Source organism: Blastococcus goldschmidtiae (assembly GCF_031845325.1).
Taxonomy (GTDB): Bacteria; Actinomycetota; Actinomycetes; order Mycobacteriales; family Geodermatophilaceae; genus Blastococcus; species Blastococcus goldschmidtiae.
The window spans coordinates 28,054-49,258 of record NZ_JAVREI010000014.1 but is presented as its reverse complement, the minus strand read 5'-3'; the positions used below and the strand labels follow the sequence as shown (position 1 = coordinate 49,258).

The 21,205-nt window shown below is 72.5% G+C and carries 19 protein-coding genes; 6 read left to right on the top strand and 13 right to left on the bottom strand.

All coding sequences use genetic code 11. The features are described from left to right. Nucleotides 1-30: 30 nt before the first annotated feature. The 11 genes from RM425_RS16850 to RM425_RS16800 all read right to left on the bottom strand — a co-directional run bounded on the left by RM425_RS16850 (nucleotide 31) and on the right by RM425_RS16800 (nucleotide 13,366). Nucleotides 31-1,449, bottom strand: coding sequence for an FAD-binding oxidoreductase (locus tag RM425_RS16850; protein ID WP_311346376.1), 1,419 nt, complete (start codon nucleotides 1,447-1,449; stop codon nucleotides 31-33). Next, on the bottom strand, nucleotides 1,446-2,963 hold the full coding sequence (gene mqo, locus RM425_RS16845; RefSeq protein WP_311346375.1) for a malate dehydrogenase (quinone): 1,518 nt from the start codon (nucleotides 2,961-2,963) through the stop codon (nucleotides 1,446-1,448). Before mqo ends, RM425_RS16850 begins: the two co-directional genes overlap by 4 nt. Further along, nucleotides 2,960-3,889: an AEC family transporter gene (locus RM425_RS16840; protein ID WP_311346374.1), complete on the bottom strand. Its 930-nt coding sequence runs from the start codon at nucleotides 3,887-3,889 to the stop codon at nucleotides 2,960-2,962. Before RM425_RS16840 ends, mqo begins: the two co-directional genes overlap by 4 nt. Beyond that, nucleotides 3,886-4,749, bottom strand: coding sequence for an ATP-grasp domain-containing protein (locus RM425_RS16835; RefSeq protein WP_311346373.1), 864 nt, complete (start codon nucleotides 4,747-4,749; stop codon nucleotides 3,886-3,888). Before RM425_RS16835 ends, RM425_RS16840 begins: the two co-directional genes overlap by 4 nt. Continuing rightward, the gene (locus RM425_RS16830) at nucleotides 4,746-6,260 is read right to left on the bottom strand and encodes an aldehyde dehydrogenase (NADP(+)) (protein WP_311346372.1); all 1,515 of its coding nucleotides are present in this window, start codon (nucleotides 6,258-6,260) and stop codon (nucleotides 4,746-4,748) included. The genes RM425_RS16835 and RM425_RS16830 overlap by 4 nt, the downstream gene beginning before the upstream one ends. Nucleotides 6,261-6,291: 31 nt before the next feature. After that, nucleotides 6,292-7,461 (bottom strand): L-talarate/galactarate dehydratase, encoded by a 1,170-nt coding sequence (locus tag RM425_RS16825; RefSeq protein ID WP_311346371.1) that lies wholly within the window; start codon nucleotides 7,459-7,461, stop codon nucleotides 6,292-6,294. A gap of 17 nt (nucleotides 7,462-7,478) precedes the next feature. Beyond that, the gene (locus RM425_RS16820) at nucleotides 7,479-8,813 is read right to left on the bottom strand and encodes an enolase C-terminal domain-like protein (RefSeq protein WP_311346370.1); all 1,335 of its coding nucleotides are present in this window, start codon (nucleotides 8,811-8,813) and stop codon (nucleotides 7,479-7,481) included. Then, nucleotides 8,807-10,129: a glucarate dehydratase family protein gene (locus tag RM425_RS16815; RefSeq protein ID WP_311346369.1), complete on the bottom strand. Its 1,323-nt coding sequence runs from the start codon at nucleotides 10,127-10,129 to the stop codon at nucleotides 8,807-8,809. Before RM425_RS16815 ends, RM425_RS16820 begins: the two co-directional genes overlap by 7 nt. A gap of 29 nt (nucleotides 10,130-10,158) precedes the next feature. After that, nucleotides 10,159-11,334, bottom strand: coding sequence for an L-talarate/galactarate dehydratase (locus RM425_RS16810; protein WP_311346368.1), 1,176 nt, complete (start codon nucleotides 11,332-11,334; stop codon nucleotides 10,159-10,161). A 70-nt stretch (nucleotides 11,335-11,404) separates the two neighbouring features. After that, nucleotides 11,405-12,310 carry a 5-dehydro-4-deoxyglucarate dehydratase gene (gene kdgD / locus RM425_RS16805; protein ID WP_311346445.1) on the bottom strand — a complete coding sequence of 302 codons (906 nt, stop codon included), beginning with the start codon at nucleotides 12,308-12,310 and terminating at the stop codon, nucleotides 11,405-11,407. Between the two features lie 162 nt (nucleotides 12,311-12,472). Continuing rightward, on the bottom strand, nucleotides 12,473-13,366 hold the full coding sequence (locus RM425_RS16800; protein WP_311346367.1) for a LysR substrate-binding domain-containing protein: 894 nt from the start codon (nucleotides 13,364-13,366) through the stop codon (nucleotides 12,473-12,475). Nucleotides 13,367-13,496: 130 nt separating this feature from the next. Between RM425_RS16800 and RM425_RS16795 the strand changes: the two genes are divergently transcribed. From RM425_RS16795 to RM425_RS16770, 6 genes are all read left to right on the top strand, one after another. Next, entirely contained in the window at nucleotides 13,497-14,501 is a 1,005-nt protein-coding gene (locus RM425_RS16795; protein ID WP_311346366.1) for a Bug family tripartite tricarboxylate transporter substrate binding protein, read from the top strand. Beyond that, nucleotides 14,501-15,151, top strand: coding sequence for a tripartite tricarboxylate transporter TctB family protein (locus tag RM425_RS16790; protein ID WP_311346365.1), 651 nt, complete (start codon nucleotides 14,501-14,503; stop codon nucleotides 15,149-15,151). The genes RM425_RS16795 and RM425_RS16790 overlap by 1 nt, the downstream gene beginning before the upstream one ends. Before the next feature lie 8 nt (nucleotides 15,152-15,159). Beyond that, nucleotides 15,160-16,677: a tripartite tricarboxylate transporter permease gene (locus tag RM425_RS16785; protein ID WP_311346364.1), complete on the top strand. Its 1,518-nt coding sequence runs from the start codon at nucleotides 15,160-15,162 to the stop codon at nucleotides 16,675-16,677. Continuing rightward, nucleotides 16,674-17,063 (top strand): universal stress protein, encoded by a 390-nt coding sequence (locus RM425_RS16780; protein WP_311346363.1) that lies wholly within the window; start codon nucleotides 16,674-16,676, stop codon nucleotides 17,061-17,063. Before RM425_RS16785 ends, RM425_RS16780 begins: the two co-directional genes overlap by 4 nt. Nucleotides 17,064-17,173: 110 nt before the next feature. Beyond that, a complete protein-coding gene (locus tag RM425_RS16775) occupies nucleotides 17,174-17,953 on the top strand; it encodes a sulfite exporter TauE/SafE family protein (RefSeq protein WP_311346362.1) in 780 nt (259 codons plus the stop codon). Then, on the top strand, nucleotides 17,950-18,720 hold the full coding sequence (locus RM425_RS16770) for a sulfite exporter TauE/SafE family protein (protein WP_311346361.1): 771 nt from the start codon (nucleotides 17,950-17,952) through the stop codon (nucleotides 18,718-18,720). The genes RM425_RS16775 and RM425_RS16770 overlap by 4 nt, the downstream gene beginning before the upstream one ends. Before the next feature lie 69 nt (nucleotides 18,721-18,789). Here RM425_RS16770 and RM425_RS16765 read toward each other — a convergent pair whose 3' ends face one another. Together RM425_RS16765 and RM425_RS16760 are read right to left on the bottom strand one after the other, a co-directional pair. Next, nucleotides 18,790-19,518 (bottom strand): hypothetical protein, encoded by a 729-nt coding sequence (locus tag RM425_RS16765; protein ID WP_311346360.1) that lies wholly within the window; start codon nucleotides 19,516-19,518, stop codon nucleotides 18,790-18,792. A gap of 511 nt (nucleotides 19,519-20,029) precedes the next feature. Then, nucleotides 20,030-21,160, bottom strand: coding sequence for a serine/threonine-protein kinase (locus tag RM425_RS16760; RefSeq protein ID WP_311346359.1), 1,131 nt, complete (start codon nucleotides 21,158-21,160; stop codon nucleotides 20,030-20,032). Between the last annotated feature and the right edge of the window lie 45 nt (nucleotides 21,161-21,205).

Below are 21,205 nucleotides of genomic sequence, written 5' to 3'. Positions count from 1 at the left end.
CGGATCACCCCTCGCGCGAAGGGCCCCGGTTCAGCCCGGAAGCACCTTGCCGGGGTTCATCAGGCCCCGCGGGTCCAGCAGCTGCTTGATGCCCCGCATCAGGTCCAGCTCCAGGGCGTCCTTGTAGTCGGCGACGAGTTCCCGCTTGGACTGCCCGAGCCCGTGCTCGGCGCTGATGCTGCCGTCGAAGCTGCTCGTCGAGTCGTAGACGATCCGGCCCAGCTCGTCGGCCCGCCGCCGGAACGCGTCGTCGTCGCCGTCCTCCGGCTTGCTCAGGTTGTAGTGCAGGTTGCCGTCGCCGATGTGCCCGTAGACGACGATCCGGATGCCGGGGACCGCCTCGCGCAGCGCGCGGTCGGTCCGCTCGACGAAGTCGGCGATGCTGCTGACCGGCACCGTGACGTCGTGCTTCAGGCTCGGGCCCTCGAAGTTCTGGGCCTCGGAGATCCCCTCGCGCAGCGCCCACAGCGCGTCCACCTGCGCGGAGCCGGAGGCCACCACCGCGTCACCGGCGACCTCGCGCTCGAACGCCTCGGCCAGCGCGGACTCGAGCAGCCCGCCGAGGCCGGCCTCGGGCAGGGTGTCGCCCAGCTCCACGAGCACGTACCAGGGGTGCGGTGCGCCGAAGAGGTCGCGGGCGCCCGCGCCGTGCCGCAGCACGAACTCGACGCTCTGGCGGCTCATGAGCTCGAACCCGGTCAGCCGGTCCCCGCAGAGGGCGCGCACGATGCCGAACAGCTCGACCGCCGCGCGGACCGACGGCAGCGCCACCCACGCCGTCGCCCGGCTGCGGACGGCGGGGAACAGCTTGAGCACCGCCGCGGTGACCACGCCGAGGGTGCCCTCGGCGCCGATGAACAGGTGCTTGAGGTCGTAGCCGGTGTTGTCCTTCCGTAACCCGCGCAGGCCGTGCCAGATCCGGCCGTCGGGCAGCACCACCTCCAGCCCGAGCGCGAGGTCGCGCATGGTGCCGTAGCGGAGCACCGCCGTGCCGCCGGCATTGGTCGACAGGTTCCCGCCGATCGTGCAGCTGCCCTCCGACCCGAGGGAGAGCGGGAACAGGCAGCCCTGGGCGGCGGCCGCCTCCTGCACCGCCTGCAGCACGACGCCGGCCTCCACGGTGATCGTCTGGTTGACCGGGTCGACCGCGCGCACCCGGCGCATCCGCTCCAGCGAGAGCACCACCTGCCGGCCGGAGGCGTCGGGCACCGCACCGCCGCACAGGCCGGTGTTGCCACCCTGCGGGACGACGGCCACCCCGTCCCCGGAGCAGATCCGCACGACCGCGGCGACCTCCTCCGTACTGGCCGGCCGGACGACGGCCGCGGCCGTGCCGCGGTAGGCGCCGCGCCAGTCGCTGAGGTACCCGTCCAGCTGCGCGGGTTCGGTGACCAGGCCCTCCTCCCCCACCACCTCGCGGAGCCGCTCGAGCAGTTCCGGGGACGTCATGCCAGGTCTTCCCGGGGACCGCCGGTTGCCTCGTCCAGGCGGAGCACGCGGCGGGCCGCCTGCGCCCGGGCCAGCAACTCGGCCGGCTCCAGGCGCTCCGCTCCTCCCGCCGACGGCACGATCTCGGCAAGCCGGGGCGCCCAGGCCGCCATGCGACCGGGGAAGCTCGTCGCGAGCACGTCGACCATCGTCGCGGCCGCGGTGGAGGCACCGGGTGAGGCGCCGAGCAGGGCGGCGAGCGAGCCACCGGCGGAGGTGACCACCTCCGTGCCGAAGCCGACCATGGCCCCGCGCCCGCCGGACATCTTGAGCACCTGGACCCGCTGCCCGGCGGTGACCAGCTCCCAGTCGTCGGCCTCGACGCGCGGGACGAACGTCCGCAGCGCGTCGAGCCGGCCTTCGGAGGTCTGGGCGAGCTGCCGGACCAGGTAGGCCATGAGCGAGCGGTTGTCCCGGGCCGACGCCGCGAGGACCGGCAGGTTCCCCGGCCGCACGGACCGGAGGAGGTCGCTGAGCCGCCCCGTGCGGAGGAAGCGCGGGGAGAACGCCGCGAACGGACCGAACACGAGGTGCTCCCGGCCCTCCACCGTCCGGTGGTCCAGGTGCGGCACCGAGATGGTCGGCGCCCCCGGGGCGGCGTGTCCGTAGACCTTGCCGCCGTGCGCCGCGACGAGGTCGGGGTCCGCCGTCCGCAGGAACCGGCCGCTGATCGGGAAGGCGCCGTACCGGCGCACCTCCGGAACCCGTGCCTGCTGGAGCAGCGGCAGCGTCCCGCCGCCCGCGCCGACGAAGACGTAGGGCGCGCGCAACCGGCCGGGTGCGCCGGTGCGGCGGTCCCGGACCCCGACGTCCCACGCCTCGCCGTCCCGCTCGAGGGAGGTCACCTGCTGCCCCAGCCGGACGTCGGCACCGTGGGACCGCAGCGCGGTCAGGAGCCGGCGGGTCAGCACACCGAAGTCGACGTCGGTGCCCTGCGTCGAGCGGGTGACGGCGACGGGACCGTCGTCGGGGCGGTCGCCGAACATCAGCGGCAGCCAGTCGGCGAGCTGCGCCCGGTCCTCGCTGTACTCGGTGCCGGCGAACAGCGGATGCCCGCGGAGCGCCGCCCACCGGGCCCGCAGGTGGGCCACGCCGTCCGGTCCGCGCCCGAATCCGGCGTGCGCCACCGGGCGGATGAAGTCCTGCGGCTCGCCGATCCGGCCCGCCGAGACCAGGTGCGCCCAGAGGACCAGCGAGGCGGCGAACTGCTCGCCGATCGCCACGGCCTGCGAGACGTCGACCGATCCGTCGGCCCGGCGGGGCGTGTAGTTGAACTCGCAGAGCCCGGCGTGCCCGGTGCCGGCGTTGTTCCAGGCGCTCGAGCTCTCCGATCCTGCCTCGTCCAGCCGTTCCACGACGGCGATCCGCCAGCCCGGCTCGAGCTCGCCGAGCAGCGTCCCGAGCGTCGCGCTCATGACGCCGCCGCCGATCAGGACGGCGTCGAACTGCTCGTGGTACATGGAAGTTCCCTTCATGCCAGCAGCACCGCGATGCCGACGAGGACGGGCACCGACAGCACGGTGCTGAGCAGGATCGCGTCGCGGGCCAGGACGGTGCCCCGGTCGTACGTCGCGGCGTAGACGAAGATGTTCTGCGCGGTGGGCAGGGCGGAGGTCACCGTGACCGCCAGCAGGGCGACGCCGTCGAGGTCGGCGACCCACCGGCCGAGGGCGTACCCGATGGCCGGCATCGCCAGGTTCTTGAGGACGACGGCCAGCCACACCTGCCCGGCGAGCGCGCCGGCGCCCGGGCGGGGAGCCCCGTGCAGCGACATGCCGTAGGCCAGCAGCGCGGCGGGCACCGCCGCCGCCGCGACGAGTTCCACCGGCTCCAGGAGCACCGGTGGCACGTCCAGCCCGCTGGCCGCCAGGAGCAGACCGAGCACGCAGCCGATGACCACCGGCGTGCGCACCGGCTGGAGCACCAGCTGCCGCCAGGACGGCGCTGCCTGCCCGCCGGTCCCGGAGCCGGCGAGCACCCCGAGCCCGACCGGTGTCATGACCAGCACCTGGAACAGCAGCACCGGCGCCACGTAGGAGGCGTCGCCCAGGATGTACACCGACACCGGGATGCCCAGGTTGCCGGCGTTGACGTAGGACGACGAGAGCGCGCCCGTGGCGAGCTCCGGGGCGGGCAGCCGCCACCGCCACCGGGCCAGACCGGCGTAGAGCAGGGCACTCGCGACCGCGCTGCCCGCTGTGGCGATCAGCGCCAGCGATGCGACGGTCGCCGTGTCGGCGCGGCTCAGGGTGAGGAACAGCAGCGCCGGGGTGGCCACGAAGAACGACAGCCGGGACAGGATCCGCGGAGCGTCGCTGCCGAGGGTGCCGGCGCGCCCCACGACCCACCCCACCGCGATCACCGCGGCCAGCGCGGCGAAGCCGCCCAGCACCCCGCTCACGCGCGCAGTTCCGCCTCCACCGCGCGGACCAGCGCGTCCGCGGCGTCCGGCGCCTGGGGCAGGAACAGGCTGGGCTCGGTGAGCTCGAGCTCCAGCACGACCGGTCGGCCGGAGACGTCCTGCACCAGGTCGATGCGCGCGTACAGCGGCGCGGGAGCACCGGGCACCAGGGTCGGGATCGCGTCGAACACCGACCGGGCGACCTCGCGCTGATCGGCCGACGGCTGCGCCGGGCGCAGGTCGCCCCGGCTGTCGCGGTCCTGCCGCACGCCCTCACCGCGGCCCAGCAGCGGCCCCTTGCGCACGGCGTGGGAGAAGCGTCCGCCGATGAACAGCATCGCGGTCTCGCCCAGCTCGTCGACGCTGGCCTGGTAGGGCTGCACCATCGCCGTCCGGCCGGCGCCGTTCAGCTCCGCCACGTGCGCCAGGGCGGCCGCGGCGTCGCCCCACCGGGCGGTGTCCCGCGATCCCGCGGAGACCGACGGCTTCACCACCCACTCCGCCGCGTCCGGCAGCTCGTCCGCGCCGGCCGGGTCCCACGCCGTCGTCACCACCGGCAGCCCGGCGCGCGCCAGGTCACGCACGTAGGTCTTGTCGGTGTTCCACCGGAGCAGCTCGACGGCGTTGCGCAGCCGCGGCACGCGCGCCGCCCAGGACAGGAACTCCTCGAGGCGCCAGGCGTAGTCCCAGCAGGAGCGGACGACGGCGAGGTCGTAGGCGTCCCAGTCGAGGCCGGCGTCGTCCCAGCGGACCAGGTCGACGGCCAGCCCCGCCTCCCGCAGCGCCGAGCCGGCGATCGGGAGGTCGGGGTCGACCGCCAGGCCGCGCTCGGAGCTGACGAGGGCGACCCGTGGGGTCACCGGGGCAGCTCGAGGACGCCGTCGATGCGCCGCGGGATGCCGCGGTAGTCGTCGGTGAGCTCCTCGGGGAGCAGCTCCTGCGGCGCCCCCTGCCAGGTGACCGGCCGGAGGAACCGCCGGATGGCGGTGGTGCCCACCGAGGTGTGCTGGGAGTTGGTGGACGGCCAGGGCCCACCGTGGTGCTGCGCCCAGGAGACGGCCACGCCCGTCGGATAGGCGTCGTAGACCAGCCGCCCCGCCCGGGTGCGCAGTTCCTGGGAGACGGCCAGCGGCAGCTCGGTCTCCCCCGAACCGCGCAGCACGGTGGCGGTCAGCGAGGACGGCATGGCCGACAGCGCCGCGAACAGCTCCTTCTCGCCGTCGTAGCGGGCCACCACGCTGACCGGGCCGAAGCACTCCTCGGTGACCTCCGCCGGCAGGTCGGCCGCGGTGGTGGTGAGCAGCCGCGGCACGGCGCGGAAGCCCTCCCCCGCCGGGTCGGCGCCGCGGGCGATCTCCTCGACGCCAGGTGCCCCGGACAGACCGTCGGAGATCCGGCCGTAGGAGGCGGCGATGCCCTCGTTCAGCAGCACCGGCGCCGGCGCTGCCCGCACGGCCTCGGCCATCGCGTCGACGACGCGGTCGCCGTCGGGACCGGCCGGCACGAAGGCCAGGCCGGGCTTGGTGCAGAACTGCCCACCGCCGAGGGTGAAGGAGCCGACCAGCTCGCGGCCGATGACCTCGCCGCGCTCGCCGGCCGCGTGCGGGGTCACGATCAGCGGGTTGAGGCTGCTCAGCTCGCCGAAGAAGGGCACCGGGTCGGGGCGCCGCTCGATGATCTGCAGCAGCGCCCGGCCGCCGTTGACCGAGCCGGTGAAGCCGACGGCGCGGATCGCCGGGTGGGCGACCAGGTCGGCTCCGGCCTGCAGCCCGTGCACGATGCCGAGCGTGCCCTCGGGCGCGCCGGCCGCGCGGGCCGCCGCGACGAACACGTCGAACACCAGCTGCGAGGTGGCCGGGTGCGACCCGTGCGCCTTGACGACGACGGGGCAGCCGGCGGCCAGCGCGGACGCGGTGTCGCCCCCGGGCACGGAGAACGCGAGCGGGAAGTTGCTCGCCCCGAACACCGCGATCGGGCCGATCGGCAGCAGCATGCGGCGCAGGTCGGGACGCGGGCCCATGGGGGTGTCCCCCGGGTGGTCGATCGCGGCCTCCAGGTAGCTGCCCTCGTCGAGCACCTCGGCGAACAGGCGCAGCTGGTAGGCGGTGCGGGTCAGCTCACCGTTGAGGCGCGTGGTCCCGAGGGCGGTCTCCCGGTCGGCGACGGCGACGACGTCGTCGCGGCGGGCCTCCAGGGCGTCGGCCAGGGCGCGCAGCAGCGCGGCACGGCCGGCGCGACCCAGGGCGTCCAGGCCGGGCGCGGCGGCGAGGGCGGCCGCGCAGAGGCGGTCCACCTCGGCGGTGGTGGTCTCCTGCGCGACCACCTCGACGGCCTCGCCGGTGCCGGGGTCGATGCTGACGACGTCGCTCATGTGCCTGTCCTCCGGTGCTGTGGTGCGGTGGTCACTGCGTCGCGCCGACGTGGACGCGGTCCACGGTCCAGGCGCGCGCCTGCTCGCTGAGCGTGATGCCCAGACCGGGCCGGTCCGAGATGTACATGCGCCCGTCGCGGGTCTCGAGGCGCTCGTTGAACAGGGGGTGCAGCCAGTCGAAGTGCTCCACCCAGGGCTCGCGCGGGTAGGCGGCGGCCAGGTGCGCGTGGATCTCCATCGCGAAGTGCGGCGCCAGCAGCAGCCCGGCCTGGTCGGCCAGGGTGGCCAGGGTGAGGAACTGGGTGATGCCGCCGATGCGCGGCGCGTCGGGCTGGAGGATGTCCACGGCGCCGGCGCGGATGAGCGCGGCGTGCTCCGCGACGCTGGTCAGCATCTCCCCCGTCGCGATCGCGGTGTCCAGGCTGCGGGCCAGTTCGGCGTGGCCCTCGGCGTCGTAGGCGTCCAGCGGCTCCTCGATCCACACGAGGTCGAACTCCTCGAGCCGGCGGCTGACCCGCATGGCCGTCGGGCGGTCCCACTGCTGGTTGGCGTCCACCATGAACGGCACGGCGTCGCCGAGGTGCTCGCGGACGGCGCGGACCCGGCGCAAATCCTCGGCCGAGTCGGGCAGGCCGACCTTGATCTTGATGCCGCCGACGCCCTGCTCCAGGGTGCGGGTGGCGTTGTCCTTCACCTGCTCGACCGACTCGTGCAGGAACCCGCCCGAGGTGTTGTAGCAGCGCACCGAGTCGCGGTGCGCCCCCAGCAGCTTGGCCAGCGGCAGGCCCGCGCGCTTGGCCTTGAGGTCCCACAGCGCGATGTCGATGGCCGCGATCGCCTGGGTGGAGGCGCCGCTGCGGCCGACCGACGCACCGGCCCACACCAGCTTGGTCCACAGCCGGGCGATGTCGCTGGGGTCCTCGCCGAGCAGGTCCGGCGCCACCTCGCGGGCGTGCGCGAACTGCGCCGGGCCGCCGGCCCGCTTGGAGTAGCTGAACCCCACGCCCTCCAGGCCGGACTCGGTGCCGATCTCGGCGAAGAGGAAGGCGACCTCGGTCATCGGGCGCTGCCGGCCGGTGAAGACCTTCGCGTCGCTGATCGGGTTGGCCAGCGGCAGGGTCACCGACGAGAGGGTCACCGAGGTGATCCGGTCGAGCACGGCGGGACTCGCGGGTGTGGTGGGGGTTCCGGACGTCGTCACAGGGTCTCCTGACCGGTTCATCGGACGAGGCAGGGGCGCTTCGGGTCGAAGGCCCAGCCCGGGACGAGGTACTGCATGGCGACGGCGTCGTCCCGCGCGCCGAGCCCGTGCTCCAGGTAGAGCTCGTGCGCGGTGGCCAGGGCGTCGCGGTCCAGCTCGACACCGAGGCCGGGCATGGTCGGCACGGCGATCGCGCCGTCCTCGATCCGCAGCGGCGACCGGGTGAGCGGCTGGCCGTCCTGCCAGATCCAGTGCGTGTCCAGCGCGGTGATCTCACCGGGAGCTGCCGCCCCGACCTGGGTGAACATGGCCAGGGAGATGTCGAAGTGGTTGTTCGAGTGCGAGCCCCACGTCAGGCCGAAGTCCGAGCACAGCTGCGCGACGCGCACCGAGCCGCGCATCGTCCAGAAGTGCGGGTCGGCGAGCGGGATGTCGACGGCGGCGGACCGGATCGCGTGCGCCATCTGCCGCCAGTCGGTGGCGATCATGTTGGTCGCCGTGGGCAGGCCGGTGGCCCGCTTGAACTCGGCCATGACCTCGCGGCCCGAGAAGCCACCCTCGGCTCCGACGGGATCCTCGGCGTAGGCGAGCACGCCGCCCAGGTCCCGGCAGAGCTCGACCGCGTCGGCGAGCAGCCAGCCCCCGTTGGGATCGAGGGTGATGCGGGCGTCCGGGAAGCGCTCGGCGAGGGCGCGCACCGCGGCGACCTCCTGCTCGCCGGGCAGCACGCCGCCCTTGAGCTTGAAGTCGGAGAAGCCGTACCGGGCCTGCGCGGCCTCGGCGAGGGCGACGACCGCCTCGGGGGTCATCGCCTCCTCGCGACGCAGCCGCTCCCAGTCGTCGGCGGGATCGGCCTCGGCCAGGTAGGGCAGGTCGGTCGCGAACCGGTCGCCGACGTAGAAGAGGTAGCCCAGCATCGGCACGCGGTCGCGCTGCTGCCCCTCACCGAGCAGCTCGGCCACCGGCACGCCCAGGTGCTGGCCGAGCAGGTCCAGCAGCGCGGACTCCAGGGCGGTGACGGCGTGGATCGTCGTCCGCAGGTCGAAGGTCTGCAGGCCGCGGCCGCCGGCGTCCCGGTCGGCGAAGGTGGCCGCGACCTCGCGCAGCAGCCGGCCGTAGGCCGCGATCGACTGCCCGGTCAGCAGTGCTCCCGCGTCCTCGATGGTGCGGCGGATCGCCTCGCCCCCGGGGACCTCGCCGAGGCCGGTGCGGCCCTCGGAGTCGGTGACGATCGCGATGTTGCGGGTGAAGAAGGGCCCGTGCGCGCCGCTGAGGTTCAGCAGCATGCTGTCGTGCCCGGCGACGGGGACCACCTCGACGGTGGCGACGGTGGGCGTCCGGCCGGTCACCACCGCGGGCTCCGGGCCTCGTAGGAGGGGTCGACCCGCTGCATGTAGCCGGTGTCGTCCCGCTGTCGCAGCCCGCAGGTCAGGTACTGCTCGTGCAGCCGTGCCAGTCCGTCCCGGTCCAGCTCCACGCCCAGCCCGGGCGTCGTGGGCACCGCGACGGCGCCGTCCTGGAACCGGAGCACCCCGGGGACGACCACGTCCTCTGCCGGGTCCTTCCACGGCCAGTGCGTGTCGCACGCGTAGTCGAGGTTCGGCGTGGCCGCGGCGAGGTGCGTCATGGCGGCCAGGCTGATCCCGAGGTGGGAGTTCGAGTGCATGGACAGGCCCATGCCGAAGGTGTCGCAGACGGCGGCCAGGCCCTGCGAGCGGCGCAGCCCGCCCCAGAAGTGGTGATCGGACAGCACGACCTGGACGGCCCCCTGCCGGACGGCCGGCGGCAGGTGGTCGAACGCAACCACGCACATGTTGGTGGCCAGGGGCATCGGGACCTCGCGCGCGACGGCGGCCATGCCCTCGATGGTCGGGGTCGGGTCCTCGAGGTACTCCAGGACGCCGTCCAGCGCCCGCCCCACGGCGATCGAGGTGTCCACGGTCCACGCGGCGTTCGGGTCGAGCCGGAGGGGGTGGTCCGGGAACGCGGCGCGCAGCGCCTCGATGGCCGCGATCTCCTCCTCGGGCGGGAAGACCCCGCCCTTGAGCTTGATCGCGGTGAACCCGAACTCGTCCACCATCCGGCGGGCCTGGTCGACCAGGGCGCCGGCGTCCAGCGCCGCTCCCCAGGAGTCCGCCGGCATCCCGGGGTGCCCGGCCCACTTGTAGAACAGGTAGGCGCTGAACGGGACGGCCGCGCGGACCGCACCGCCCAGGAGGTCGCTCACCGGACGGCCGACGAGCTTGCCCTGCACGTCGAGCGCGGCGACCTCGAACGGGGAGAGCACCCGGTCGACGGTGGCCGAGCCGGTCACCATCCCGCTCATCCCGTGGCCACCGCGGCCGTCGTCGGCCGCCAGCGAGGCCACCACCCGGCGCCGCAGCTCCGGCAGGTCGAAGACGTCGGCCCCGGCCAGTTCGGCGGCCGCGCGCTGCAGCCGCTGGAGGTGCGGGAGGTCGCCGTAGGACTCGCCGAGCCCGTAGGTGCCCGACTCGGTGACCAGCTCCACGACCGAGCGCAGCGCGAACGGCTCGTGCACGCCGACGGCGTTGAGCAGCGGCGGGTCCCGGAAGGCGACCGGCGTGATCTCCACGCGCACCACGCGGCCGCCCTCGGTGCGGGTCGACCGGTCCAGCTGGACGTCGGTGGTCCGGACGTCGGTGGTCATGGCACTCCTCGTTCGGGGTCTCGGTCGGTTCAGCGCGGCGCGTCGACGCGGACGGAGTCGACCGTCCAGGCGCGCGCCTGCTCGCTCAGGGTGATGCCGAGGCCGGCCCGGGCGGGCACGTGCATGCGCCCGCCGCTGATCTCCAGGCGCTCGTCGAACAGCGGGTGGAGCCAGTCGAAGTGCTCCACCCAGGACTCGGACGGGTACGCCGCGGCGAGGTGGACGTGCAGCTCCATCACGAAGTGCGGCGCCATCTGCAGGTGGGCGTGCTCGGCGAGGGCGGCGATCTTCAGGTACGGGGTGATCCCACCGACCCGGGGGGCGTCGGGCTGGAGGACGTCCACGGCGCCGAGGCGGAGGAACTCGCCGAACTCGGCGACGCTGGTGAGCATCTCGCCGGTGGCCACCGCGGTGTCCAGGGCCCGCGCGAGCTGGGCGTGGCCCTCGGCATCGGAGGCGTCCAGCGGCTCCTCGATCCAGACCAGGCCGAACTCCTCCAGTGCCCGGCCCACCCGCATGGCGGTGGTCCGGTCCCACTGCTGGTTGGCGTCGACCATCAGCGGGACGTCGTCGCCGAGGTGTTCCCGGACCGTCCGTAGCCGGCGCAGGTCCTCGGCGGAGTCCGGCTGGCCCACCTTCATCTTGACGCCGCCCATGCCGGCGGCCAGCGAGCGCCCCGCGTTCTCGACGACCTGTTCGATCGGCGCGTGCAGGTAGCCGCCGGAGGTGTTGTAGCAGGGCACCGAGTCCCGGTGCGCACCGAGGAGCTTGGCCAGCGGCAGCCCGGCCCGCTTGGCCTTCAGGTCCCAGAGCGCCGTGTCGAACGCCGCGACGGCCTGGGTGGCGGCTCCGCTGCGGCCCACCGACGCGCCGGCCCAGACCAGCTTGGTCCACAGCCGGTCGATGTCGCTGGGGTCCTCACCGATGAGGTCGGGGGCGATCTCCCGGGCGTGCGCGAATTGTGCCGCCCTGCCCGCCCGGAGGGCGTAGCTGAGACCGAGGCCCTCGAGCCCGGCCTCGGTGCGGACCTCCGCGAAGAGGAACGTGACCTCGGTCAGCGCCCGCTGCCGGCCGGTGAGCACCTTGGCGTCCTTGACCGCGGTGCTCAACGGCAGGACCACCGAGGAGACGGTGACCGACTCGATCCGGTCCAGCACGACCTCGGCGCGGCGCGGCTCCGCCGGTGCGGTGGTGGACCTCGTCATGTCGCTCTCCAGATCGCCGGGGGTCGGTGCGCAGCGGACGCCCGGTGACCTGCCGACCGGGCGATCTCGGTCAGGGCAGCTTGCTCACCAGGGTGGTCAGCTCGGTGAGCTCTGCGGCGGTGAGATCGGTCAGCGGCGGACGCACCCGGCCGCCGTCGCGGCCCACGGCCGTCAGCCCGGCCTTGACGATCGACACGGCGTATCCCCGGGTCCGGTCGCGGATGTCCAGGTACGGGATCACGAAATCGGTGAGCATCTGGTAGACGGCCGCCCGGTCCTGGGCCCGGACGGCGGCGTAGAAGCGCAGCGCGAACTCGGGCAGGAAGTTGTAGAGCGCCGACGAGTAGGTGCTCACCCCGAGCTGGAGCAGCGGCAGCGCGAAGGTCTCGGCCGTGGGCAGGCCGCCGATGTAGATCAGCCGGTCGCCCACCTTGGCGAAGGTCCGGGTCATCTGCTCGATGTCGCCGATGCCGTCCTTGAGACCGATCAGGGTGGGGTTGCGGTCCGCGACCTGCGCGACGGTGCTGTCCACGAGCACGGCGTTGGCCCGGCTGTAGACGATGACCCCGAGGTCGGTCGCCCCGCACACGGCGCTGATGTGCTCGACCAGGCCGGCCTGGCTGGCCTCGGTCAGGTAGGGCGGGAAGAGCAGGATCCCCGAGGCCCCCGCCTCCTTCGCCGCCCTCGCCTGGGCGACCGCCTGCGCGGTGCTGCCCGTGGCCGGCGCGATGACCGGGACGCGGTCCCCGGCCTCCTCCACGGCGATCCGCAGGACGCGGTCGATCTCCTCCGACGTCAGGGAGAAGCCCTCACCGGTGCCGCCCGCGGCGAACAGCCCGGCGACGTCGAAGCTCGTCTGCCAGGCCAGGTGCTCCCGGTACCGCGCCTCGTCGACGCGCAGCTCGGCGTCGAAGTGCGTCACCGGGAAGGACAGCAGGCCGGACTTGAGCCGGTCGGCGAGGGCGTCGGGAGACATCAGGGGCACGGCGATCAGGTCCTCGGGTCCGACGGGTCCGCGGCGGCGCATCCAGGCGGTTCGCAGCAGCGGTGGTCGACGTCACCGTAGGAACGGCGGACGATGCCTGTCCAAGAGTTGTTGCGCATCGAACGATGCCCCCTCGGCATCGTCGGCAGAGGATCAGAACTCCTGATCGACCCGCGCGAGGTGCTCCAGCACCCGCCGGAGCGCCGGGTTCCTCGACTCGCGCATCCAGAGCAGGTGCAGCTCCACCGGTTCGGGCACCGGCGTCTCGAGCCGGACGAAGTGCACCCCGTCGATGGGCAGCCGGGCGGCTGACGCGGGCACGAACGCCACGCCGCGGCCGGCGGCCACCAGCCACAGCATGGTGAGCACCTGGCTCACCGTGTGCACGGCGTTCTCCGACGCGGTGGGGACCATGCTGACCACCAGGTCGTAGAAGTACCGCGCCCTGGTCGGCGAGTGCATGACCACCCGCTCGGCGGCCAGATCCCCGGCGACGGCGTCGCGCCCCAGGTCCAGCAGCCAGTGACCGTCGGGGACGGCGACCAGGAGCGCCTCCCGGTGCAGAAGGCGTGAGCCGAAGGTGTCGGCGTCGAACGGCGGCCGCGCGAGGCCGAGGTCGACCTCCTCGTTGAGCAGTGCGGCCACCTGCTCGCGCGTGACCATCTCGTGCAGGTCCAGGTGGATGTCGGGCAGAGCGCGGTCCAGCTCGTCGATCAGGCGGCCGAGGGTCCCGTAGGTCGACGCCGCCGTGAAACCGATGCGCACCAGCCCGTGCGATCCGGACGACACCCGCCGGGCGAGCTCGGGTGCCGAGTCCGCCAGCGAGAGCAGCCGCCGGGCCTCGGCGAGGAAGACCTCGCCCGCCGCCGTGAGCGTCACGTGCCGGTTGTCCCGCTCGAGCAGCTGCGCACCCACCACCCGCTCCAGCTTCTGGATCTGGCGGCTCAGCGGTGGCTGCGTCATCTTGAGGCGGCTGGCTGCACGGCCGAAGTGCAACTCCTCTGCGACGGCCAGGAAACCGCGGAGTTGCTCCAGGGTGAACGCCATGCAGGCAAGGTATCAATCAATGCCCCTTTGATCTTGGACAGGCATGAGAAGCGCTCCCTACGCTCCGCTGCATCGAGTGACGCCACTCACAGCTCCAGCCGACCGACGGCTGCTCGCAGAGGAGATCGACATGACCACGAACCACCGCGTGCGCCGCTGGGCGTCGACCGGTGCCGGCCTGACGCTGGCGCTTTCCCTGGCCGCCTGCGGCGGCAACGTCGGCGGCGGTGGCGGCGACTCCGCCGAGTTCCCCGACGGACCCATCACGATCCTGGTCGGCGCGGACCCGGGCGGTAGCACCGACCTGATCGCCCGCGCGGCGGCCGAGGGGGTGTCCGACGAGCTCGGCGTCGCCGTCACCATCGAGAACCGGCCCGGGGCCAACGGCGCCATCTCCCTGGAGGCACTGGCCGACGCCGACCCGGACGGCCAGACCCTCGCGATCTTCAACGGCAGCCTCGCCTACATCACCCCCTTCGCCGTCGGGGAGGAGAACGCCGTCAGCATCGAGGACTACGAGGTCATCACCGGCCTCTCGCTCGACGACTACGTCCTCGTCACCGCCCCCGACTCCGGCTTCGCCACGGTGGAGGACCTGGCCGCCGCCGGGCGACCGATCACCTTCGGGACGACCGGGGTCGGCACGGGCAGCCAGCTGTCGCAGGAGCTGCTCTTCGCCCAGGCCGACATCGACGCCACGGCCGTGCCGTTCGACGGCGGCTCCCCCACCCTCACCGCCGTGCTCGGCGGCCAGGTGGACGTCGGCTCGATCCAGCTCGGGGAGGCGATCGAGCAGATCGAGGCCGGCGAGCTGACCCCCATCGTCACCTTCGCCGAGGAGCGTCCCTCCTACCTGGCGGACACCCCGACCGCCGTCGAGGCGGGATACGACGTGCCCGTCCAGCAGTCCCGGGCGGTCGTCGCACCGGAGGGAACGCCGGACGACGTGATCTCCACGCTGGAGGAGGCCTTCCAGGCCACCTTCGAGACCGAGGAGTACCAGCAGTTCAACGAGGACAACCAGCTGACCCCCTACGAGGTCGACGGCGACGAGGTCGTCGAGACCTGGACGTCCAACCTGGACCGGTACCGCGAGGTCATCGAGGAGTACGGCATCGAGCTCGGGGGCGAGTAGTGAGCTCTGCGCACGACGAGGTGAACACCTCGGGGAGCCCCGGCGGCCGCACGGCCGCCGGGGCCACCCCCGTGGGGAAACGCGGAGGCACTCCCCCTTCGGCAGGAGACCCCGTCGATGTCCCGGCCACGCCGGACCTGCACGACATCGAGGAGGCGGCCCTGCAGGTCGAGGAGGAGGCGGAACACCGTCCACCACCGGCGGGGCCGATCACCAACCTGGTCGTCGCCACCATCGTGATCGCCTTCGGCGCGGCCGCGCTCGTCGGCGCGATGTCGCTGGGCGCCGGCAGCGCCGGGAATCCGGGGTCGGGCACCTGGCCGCTGATCCTCAGCGTCACGATCATCGTCCTCGGACTCGGCCTCCTGCTCACCGCCCGCACCACGGCCGACACCGAACGGTTCACGCACTCCACCTGGCAGGTGGTGGCAGGGCTGGCGACCATGGTCGTCTTCGTCGCCTTCATCGACGTCATCGGCTTCGAGATCCCCGCCGGGCTGCTCGCCTTCGTCTGGCTCCGCTTCCTGGGCGGCGAGAGCTGGCGCATGTCGGTCATCGCCAGCATCGGCATGGTGGTCGCCTTTCTACCTCATCTTCGTGGCGGCCCTGTCCGTCCCCATCCCGCACCTGTTCTGAGAAGGGGCCGGTAAGCAACGCCATGGATTTCGCACCGGTGCTCGACGGTTTCACCGTCGTCCTGGAACCGACGAACCTGCTATACTGCCTGATCGGCGTCGTCGTCGGCATGCTGGTCGGCGTGCTGCCCGGCCTCGGGCCCGCAGCCACGATCGCGATCCTGCTCCCGGTCACCATCGGGGTCGAGCCGGTGACCGCGATCATCATGCTCGCGGGCATCTTCTACGGCGCCCAGTACGGCGGCACGATCACCTCGGTGCTGCTCAAGCTGCCCGGTGAGGCGTCGTCGGTGGTCACGGTGTTCGACGGCCATGCGCTGGCCCGTCAGGGCAAGGCCGGCACCGCGCTCGGCATCGCGGCGATCGGCTCCTTCGTCGGCGGCACGGTGTCGATCCTCGCGCTCACGCTCCTGGCGCCGGTCGTGGCCGGTTTCGCGCTCGACTTCGGCCCGCCCGAGTACACCGCGCTGGCCCTGCTCGGCATCCTGCTCGTGGCCACGGTCAGCAGCGGCGGCCGGCTGAAGGCCGTCGTCGCCGCCTGCATCGGCCTGCTCCTGGCCACGGTCGGCCGGGACGCCTTCACCGGCGGCGAACGGTTCACCTTCGGCAACCTGAACCTGGCCGACGGTCTGGACTTCGTGCCGATCGCGATGGGTCTCTTCGGCCTCGGCGAGATCCTGTACAACCTCGAGGAGCGGCACACCCGGGTCCAGGCACCGGCGGCCGTGGCCAACGTCTGGCCGTCGCGGGCGGACCTGCGCCAGTCCTCCGGTGCGATCGGCCGCGGCTCGGTCGTCGGTTTCGTCCTCGGCATCCTGCCCGGAGGAGGCGCCACGCTGTCCTCCCTCGCGGCCTACGCGATGGAGAAGCGACGGTCCACGACGCCCGAGCGCTTCGGCAAGGGCGCGGTCGAGGGCGTCGCCGGACCGGAGACGGCGAACAATGCCGCCGCGACGTCGTCGTTCATCCCGCTGCTGACCCTCGGCATCCCGGCCAATGCCACCATGGCCGTCATCTTCGGTGCCCTGCTCATCCAGGGCGTGCAGCCGGGCCCGCGGCTGGTCACCGACGAGCCGGAACTCTTCTGGGGCGTCGTCAACTCGATGTACATCGGCAACATCCTGTTGCTGATCATGAGCATCCCGCTGGTCGGCCTCTTCGTGAAGATCCTGCGGGTCCGGCCGGCGATCCTCGCCCCGATCACCGTGCTGATCACGCTGGTCGGCGTCTACACGGTGAACAACAACGTGTTCGACATCGTGCTGGTCATCGTCTTCGGCATCCTCGGGTACCTCATGAAGAAGCTCGGCTTCGAGCCGGGCCCGCTGGTCCTGGCGTTCGTGCTCGGCGCGCTGCTCGAGGACTCGCTGCGCCGATCGCTGCTGATCTTCGACGGCGACGCCTTCCAGTTCTTCACCCGGCCCATCTCGGGCACACTGCTGGTGATCTTCCTCCTGGTTGCTCTCCTGCCGACCATCCGCACCGCGCTGTCCCGGCGGCGCCCCGCCGAGCAGCCGGACGACACCGAGGAGCTGGTATGACCGTCCTGGTCGGCTACGTGCCCACCCCCGAGGGCGAGGCAGCCTTCGCCGCAGCCCTCGCCGAGGCCCGCCGCCGGGCGGAGCCCCTCGTCGTGCTCAACACCGCGCGCAGCGGAGCGCCGGTCAGTGCGGACGTCGCATCCGAGGACGCGGTGCGCCGGCTGACCGACCAGGCCGGGCAGGCCGGGGTCCCGCTGGAGGTCCGGCAGGAGAGCCACTCGGGCGACGCCGCCGACGAGGTCCTGCGGATCGCGACGGAGGTCGACGCCTCGGTGATCGTCATCGGCCTCCGCAGGCGCTCCGCCGTGGGCAAGCTCCTCATGGGCAGCGCGGCCCAGCGCATCCTGCTCGACGCCGATCGCCCGGTGCTCTCGGTGAAGCCCTGAGCTCTGAGCCCTGCCCGCCCGCTGCCGGCCCGGGTTCGGCGTGACCGGATAGACACGGCCGGTCTCCGCGGATCGTCCCCCGCCGTGCCGGTCTCGACGGCGATGGACGCATGACCGGCCTGGAGATGATCGCGGTGGCCGCCGCCGGGTTCGCCGCGGGCGGCATCAACGCCGTCGTCGGCTCGGGGACGCTGGTGTCCTTCCCGGTGCTGCTCGCCGTCGGCATCCCGCCGGTGCCGGCCACGATCAGCAACTCCCTCGGCCTGATCGCCGGCAACGCCTCGGGTGCCTTCGGCTACCGCAGGGAGCTGCGCGGTCAGCGCAGGCGGCTGCTCGGACTGCTGCCGGCCTCGGTCCTCGGCGGCCTCACCGGCGCCTTCCTGCTTCTGCACCTGCCGGCCTCGACGTTCGAGGCGGTCGTCCCGGTGCTCATCGCCCTGGCCGTCACGCTGGTCGCCGTGCAGCCGCTGGTCCAGCGGGCCCTGGCCCGACGGCGGTCCCCGGACGACGTGGAGCAGCCGATCGGCCCGGGACGCAACGCCGCGCTCTTCGGCGGCGCCTACCTGACCGGCACGTACGGCGGGTACTTCGCCGCCAGCCAGGGCGTGCTCCAGATCGGCATCTTCGGCCTGCTCCTGCGCGAGCCGCTGCAGCGGCTCAACGCGCTCAAGAACGTCCTCACGCTCGCGGTGAACACCGTGGCCGCCGGCGCCTACGTCGTCGTCGCCACAGACCGGGTGAACTGGACGGCGGCGGGGCTGCTCGCGGCCGGCTCGCTCGTCGGCGGGTACGTGAGCTCGCGCTACGGGCGGACGCTGCCCGAGCCGGTGCTGCGGACGGCGATCGTCGTCCTCGGTCTCGTCGCCATCGCGGTGTTGCTGAGCCGATGAGCGTCTGGGAGTTCGCCCTGCTGGTCCTCGCCGGGGTCGGCGCGGGGCTCACCGGCAGCATCGCGGGCCTCGCGTCGCTGATCAGCTACCCCGCCCTCCTGGCGGTGGGTCTGCCACCGGTGACGGCGAACGTCACCAACACCGCGGCGCTGGTCCTGACCGGCGTCGGGTCGGTGAGCGCCTCGCGACCGGAGCTGGAGGGCCAGGGGCGCAGGCTCGTGCCGCTGGCCGCCGCCGCCGTCCTGGGCGGGAGCATCGGGGCGGCCCTGCTGCTCAGCACTCCCACCGAGGCCTTCGAGCGGATCGTGCCCTTCCTCATCGGCGGGGCGGCGCTGACGATCCTGGTGCAGCGCCCTCCGCGCGAGCTCGCCGCCGAGGCCGCTGCCGCCGGCGTCCACCGGCACGGCGACCAGTGGTGGCTGGCGCCCGCCGTGTTCGCCATCTCCATCTACGGCGGCTACTTCGGGGCAGCGGCCGGCGTCCTCATGCTGGCCACCTTCCTGCTCACGACCGGGGAGGGCCTGCCCCGCAGCAACGCCATGCGCAACGTCGTCCTCGGGGTGGCCAACACCGTCGCGGCGGTCGGCTTCGTGCTCTTCGCCTCGATCGCCTGGTCGGCCGCGCTGCCCCTGGCGATCGGGTTGTTCCTCGGCTCGCTGCTCGGCCCCCGCATCGTGCGGCGGGCGCCCCAGACGGCGCTGCGGCGGGTCATCGCCGTCGCCGGGCTCGGGCTCGCCGTCCACCTGGGCATCGACGCCTACTTCTAGTGCGGCGACGGCGCGCCCAGCGGGACCCCGGGTGCACGGGGGCCCCGCCGGGTGGACGGTCGCGCGGGGTCAGCCCCGGCCGACGTAGGCGGCGAGCACCAGGACGACGACGCTGCCGAGCATCAGCAGCCGCGCCGGGGTGAGCCCGTTGACCAGCCCGGCGGTCGCCTCCACCCACTGCGGGCGGACGACGGCGTCGCGGGCCTGCTGCCGCACGATGCGCACCTCGTCGGCCAGCAGCGTGCCGGCGGTGCCGAGCATGCCGAGGCCGAGCACCACGAACACGACCGAGAGCCGCTCGTCGTAGCTCTCCGCCGACCCGCCGAGCACCGCGGCGACGATGCCACCGAGCACCAGGCCGAGCAGCCCTCCGGCCACCGGCGCCCACGGCCCCATGATCGTCATCGGGCCACGGCGTGGCATGCGGGGTGCCGGGCGCACCGAGACCGGAGCGGTCGGCTGGGCACCCGGCGGCAGGTCCCGCTCGGCAGCGGCCGGCTCCGGCGCGGGCGGGGCCTCCGCCGTCACGGCGTCGGGGGCAGCCACCGTCGGCAACACGCCGGTGGTCGCCCGACCGCCCGTCGCGGCTGCCCCGGTCGTGCTCGCCGCCGCGCCGGTCGTCGGGGCCGTTCCGGCCTTCGGTGCGGCCGCCGTCTTCGGAGCCGCCCCCGACTTCGCAGCGGCTCCACCCTTCGGAGCCGCTCCGGCCTTCGACGCCGCCACGGCGCCGCTCGGGCGGACCACCGGGATCTCGGCGGTCCCGGGACCGGTGGACGTGCTTCCGTTGCGTTCACTCATGACTGATCACCTCGCGCGCCACGCTAGGCGCACGCGTCCTACGTGTCCGGGACGCCGCCCCGGCGAACCGTGCACGCAGCGTGATGCCGCGCCGTGCGCCCGGCGAGGTCACACCAGTCACCCTGCCGCCGTCACAGACGGCCCCGGCTACTCAGGGCCGCCGCCGCGGAGACCGCCGCCGTCCGTCCGCCCACAGGATCGGACTCCAGGGTGCTGCGGCGGCAACGCCACCGCGGCCCAAGGGGACGCTGTGCTCATAAATGACTTGGGGCCAAGAGTGCTGTACCAGGCGTGCTGGCTCGACGGCCCCTTCGTACGCGAGGCCCTCATCGCAAATTCTCGCTCCGAGAACCCGCACATGGAAATATGCCGGACGGCTTGCACGTCATCGGCACTACGGGCGCGCAAGGTTCAGCCTCCTTCCGCGCCGAAGTTCCCCTGCTGGCAACAGGTCGAACCGGTTCGTCAAGACCCAATTCTCGGTGGCTCAACCGTCCTCCGTTGCGGACAGTTACTCCGCAACGACTGATGGGGGCTCGCCTTCTGGTCCCCCAACGTCTGTCGACCCCCCGGACGAAGACGACTCCGCTACGGGCGGAGATGACGGCAATATGCGACACATGCCGCCATTGAGAACAACGCCAATGGCCTCACGAAGAGGTTCTAGAGGGTTCGGCCACTCGAAGGCGACTTTTCCCTTTTTAAGTTCATCGCGATCCAGATCCGTCAGTCGGACGATTTCCTCCACAGCCTCGGGCTCACAGTCCGTGACATCCACTTCGACATTTACATGCCCGGGGAGTTGGTCCGACACCGCGTCGAAGATGGCCCACAGGTCTGGGCGGTCCGTTCGCCGCTTGGACAAACCTTGAACAATTAGTCTCGCGACCCTCTCGTCGAGACTTTCCCCCTCGCCAGTGTCAAGAGATCTTACACTCCCGCGCTCGTGCCAGCGCATCAGCGCCATTGGACTACGCCCCTCCGCAGCTGGTCTGCCGGCGAAGAGATGGTAGAGCGATGCACAAAGCTGATAGACGTCCGTCTTTTCGTCCGGCTTCTCGTCACGCCACTGTTCTGGCGCTGCGTACAGAGGAGTTCGCGCCCACCAAAGCGTATGGCTTCGGGTGACGGCATCAACTACGCGAGCGAGGCCGAAGTCAGTGACCTTAATTCGCCCCTCTAGAGACACTAGAATGTTGTGCGGCTTCAAGTCGCGGTGTAGCACGTCCTTCTTATGCGCAAAAGACACACCTTCGATGATCTCTTGTGCGATATACAGACCCACTTGCTGGCGGGTGCGCACATCAAGTTTGTTCTGATGTACGGTAATCCACTCCGCGAGATTGCATCCTGCCACATATTCCATGACTATTGCTGGGCCCTCATGCAAGTCCGTGGAAACATGCAGCAGGTCAAGGACGCTCACAATCTGCGGGTGCCCCAGTAGACTACCGGCGGTTTTCGCCTCGTCGCGAAGGATGTCGGCAGACCCTGGTGTCTCACGCAGGGCCCGGTCGCTCACAAACTTCACTGCGACATCGCGTCCTAACAGCGTGTCTTGGGCAAGGCATACATCGCCCATTCCCCCTTGACCTAGGCGCCGGAGAACTTCATAGCGGTCCGCCAACACTTCCAGGGGCATGGGTTGGATGCTACGCAATCCGCCCTGGTCGGGCAGGGAGATCCC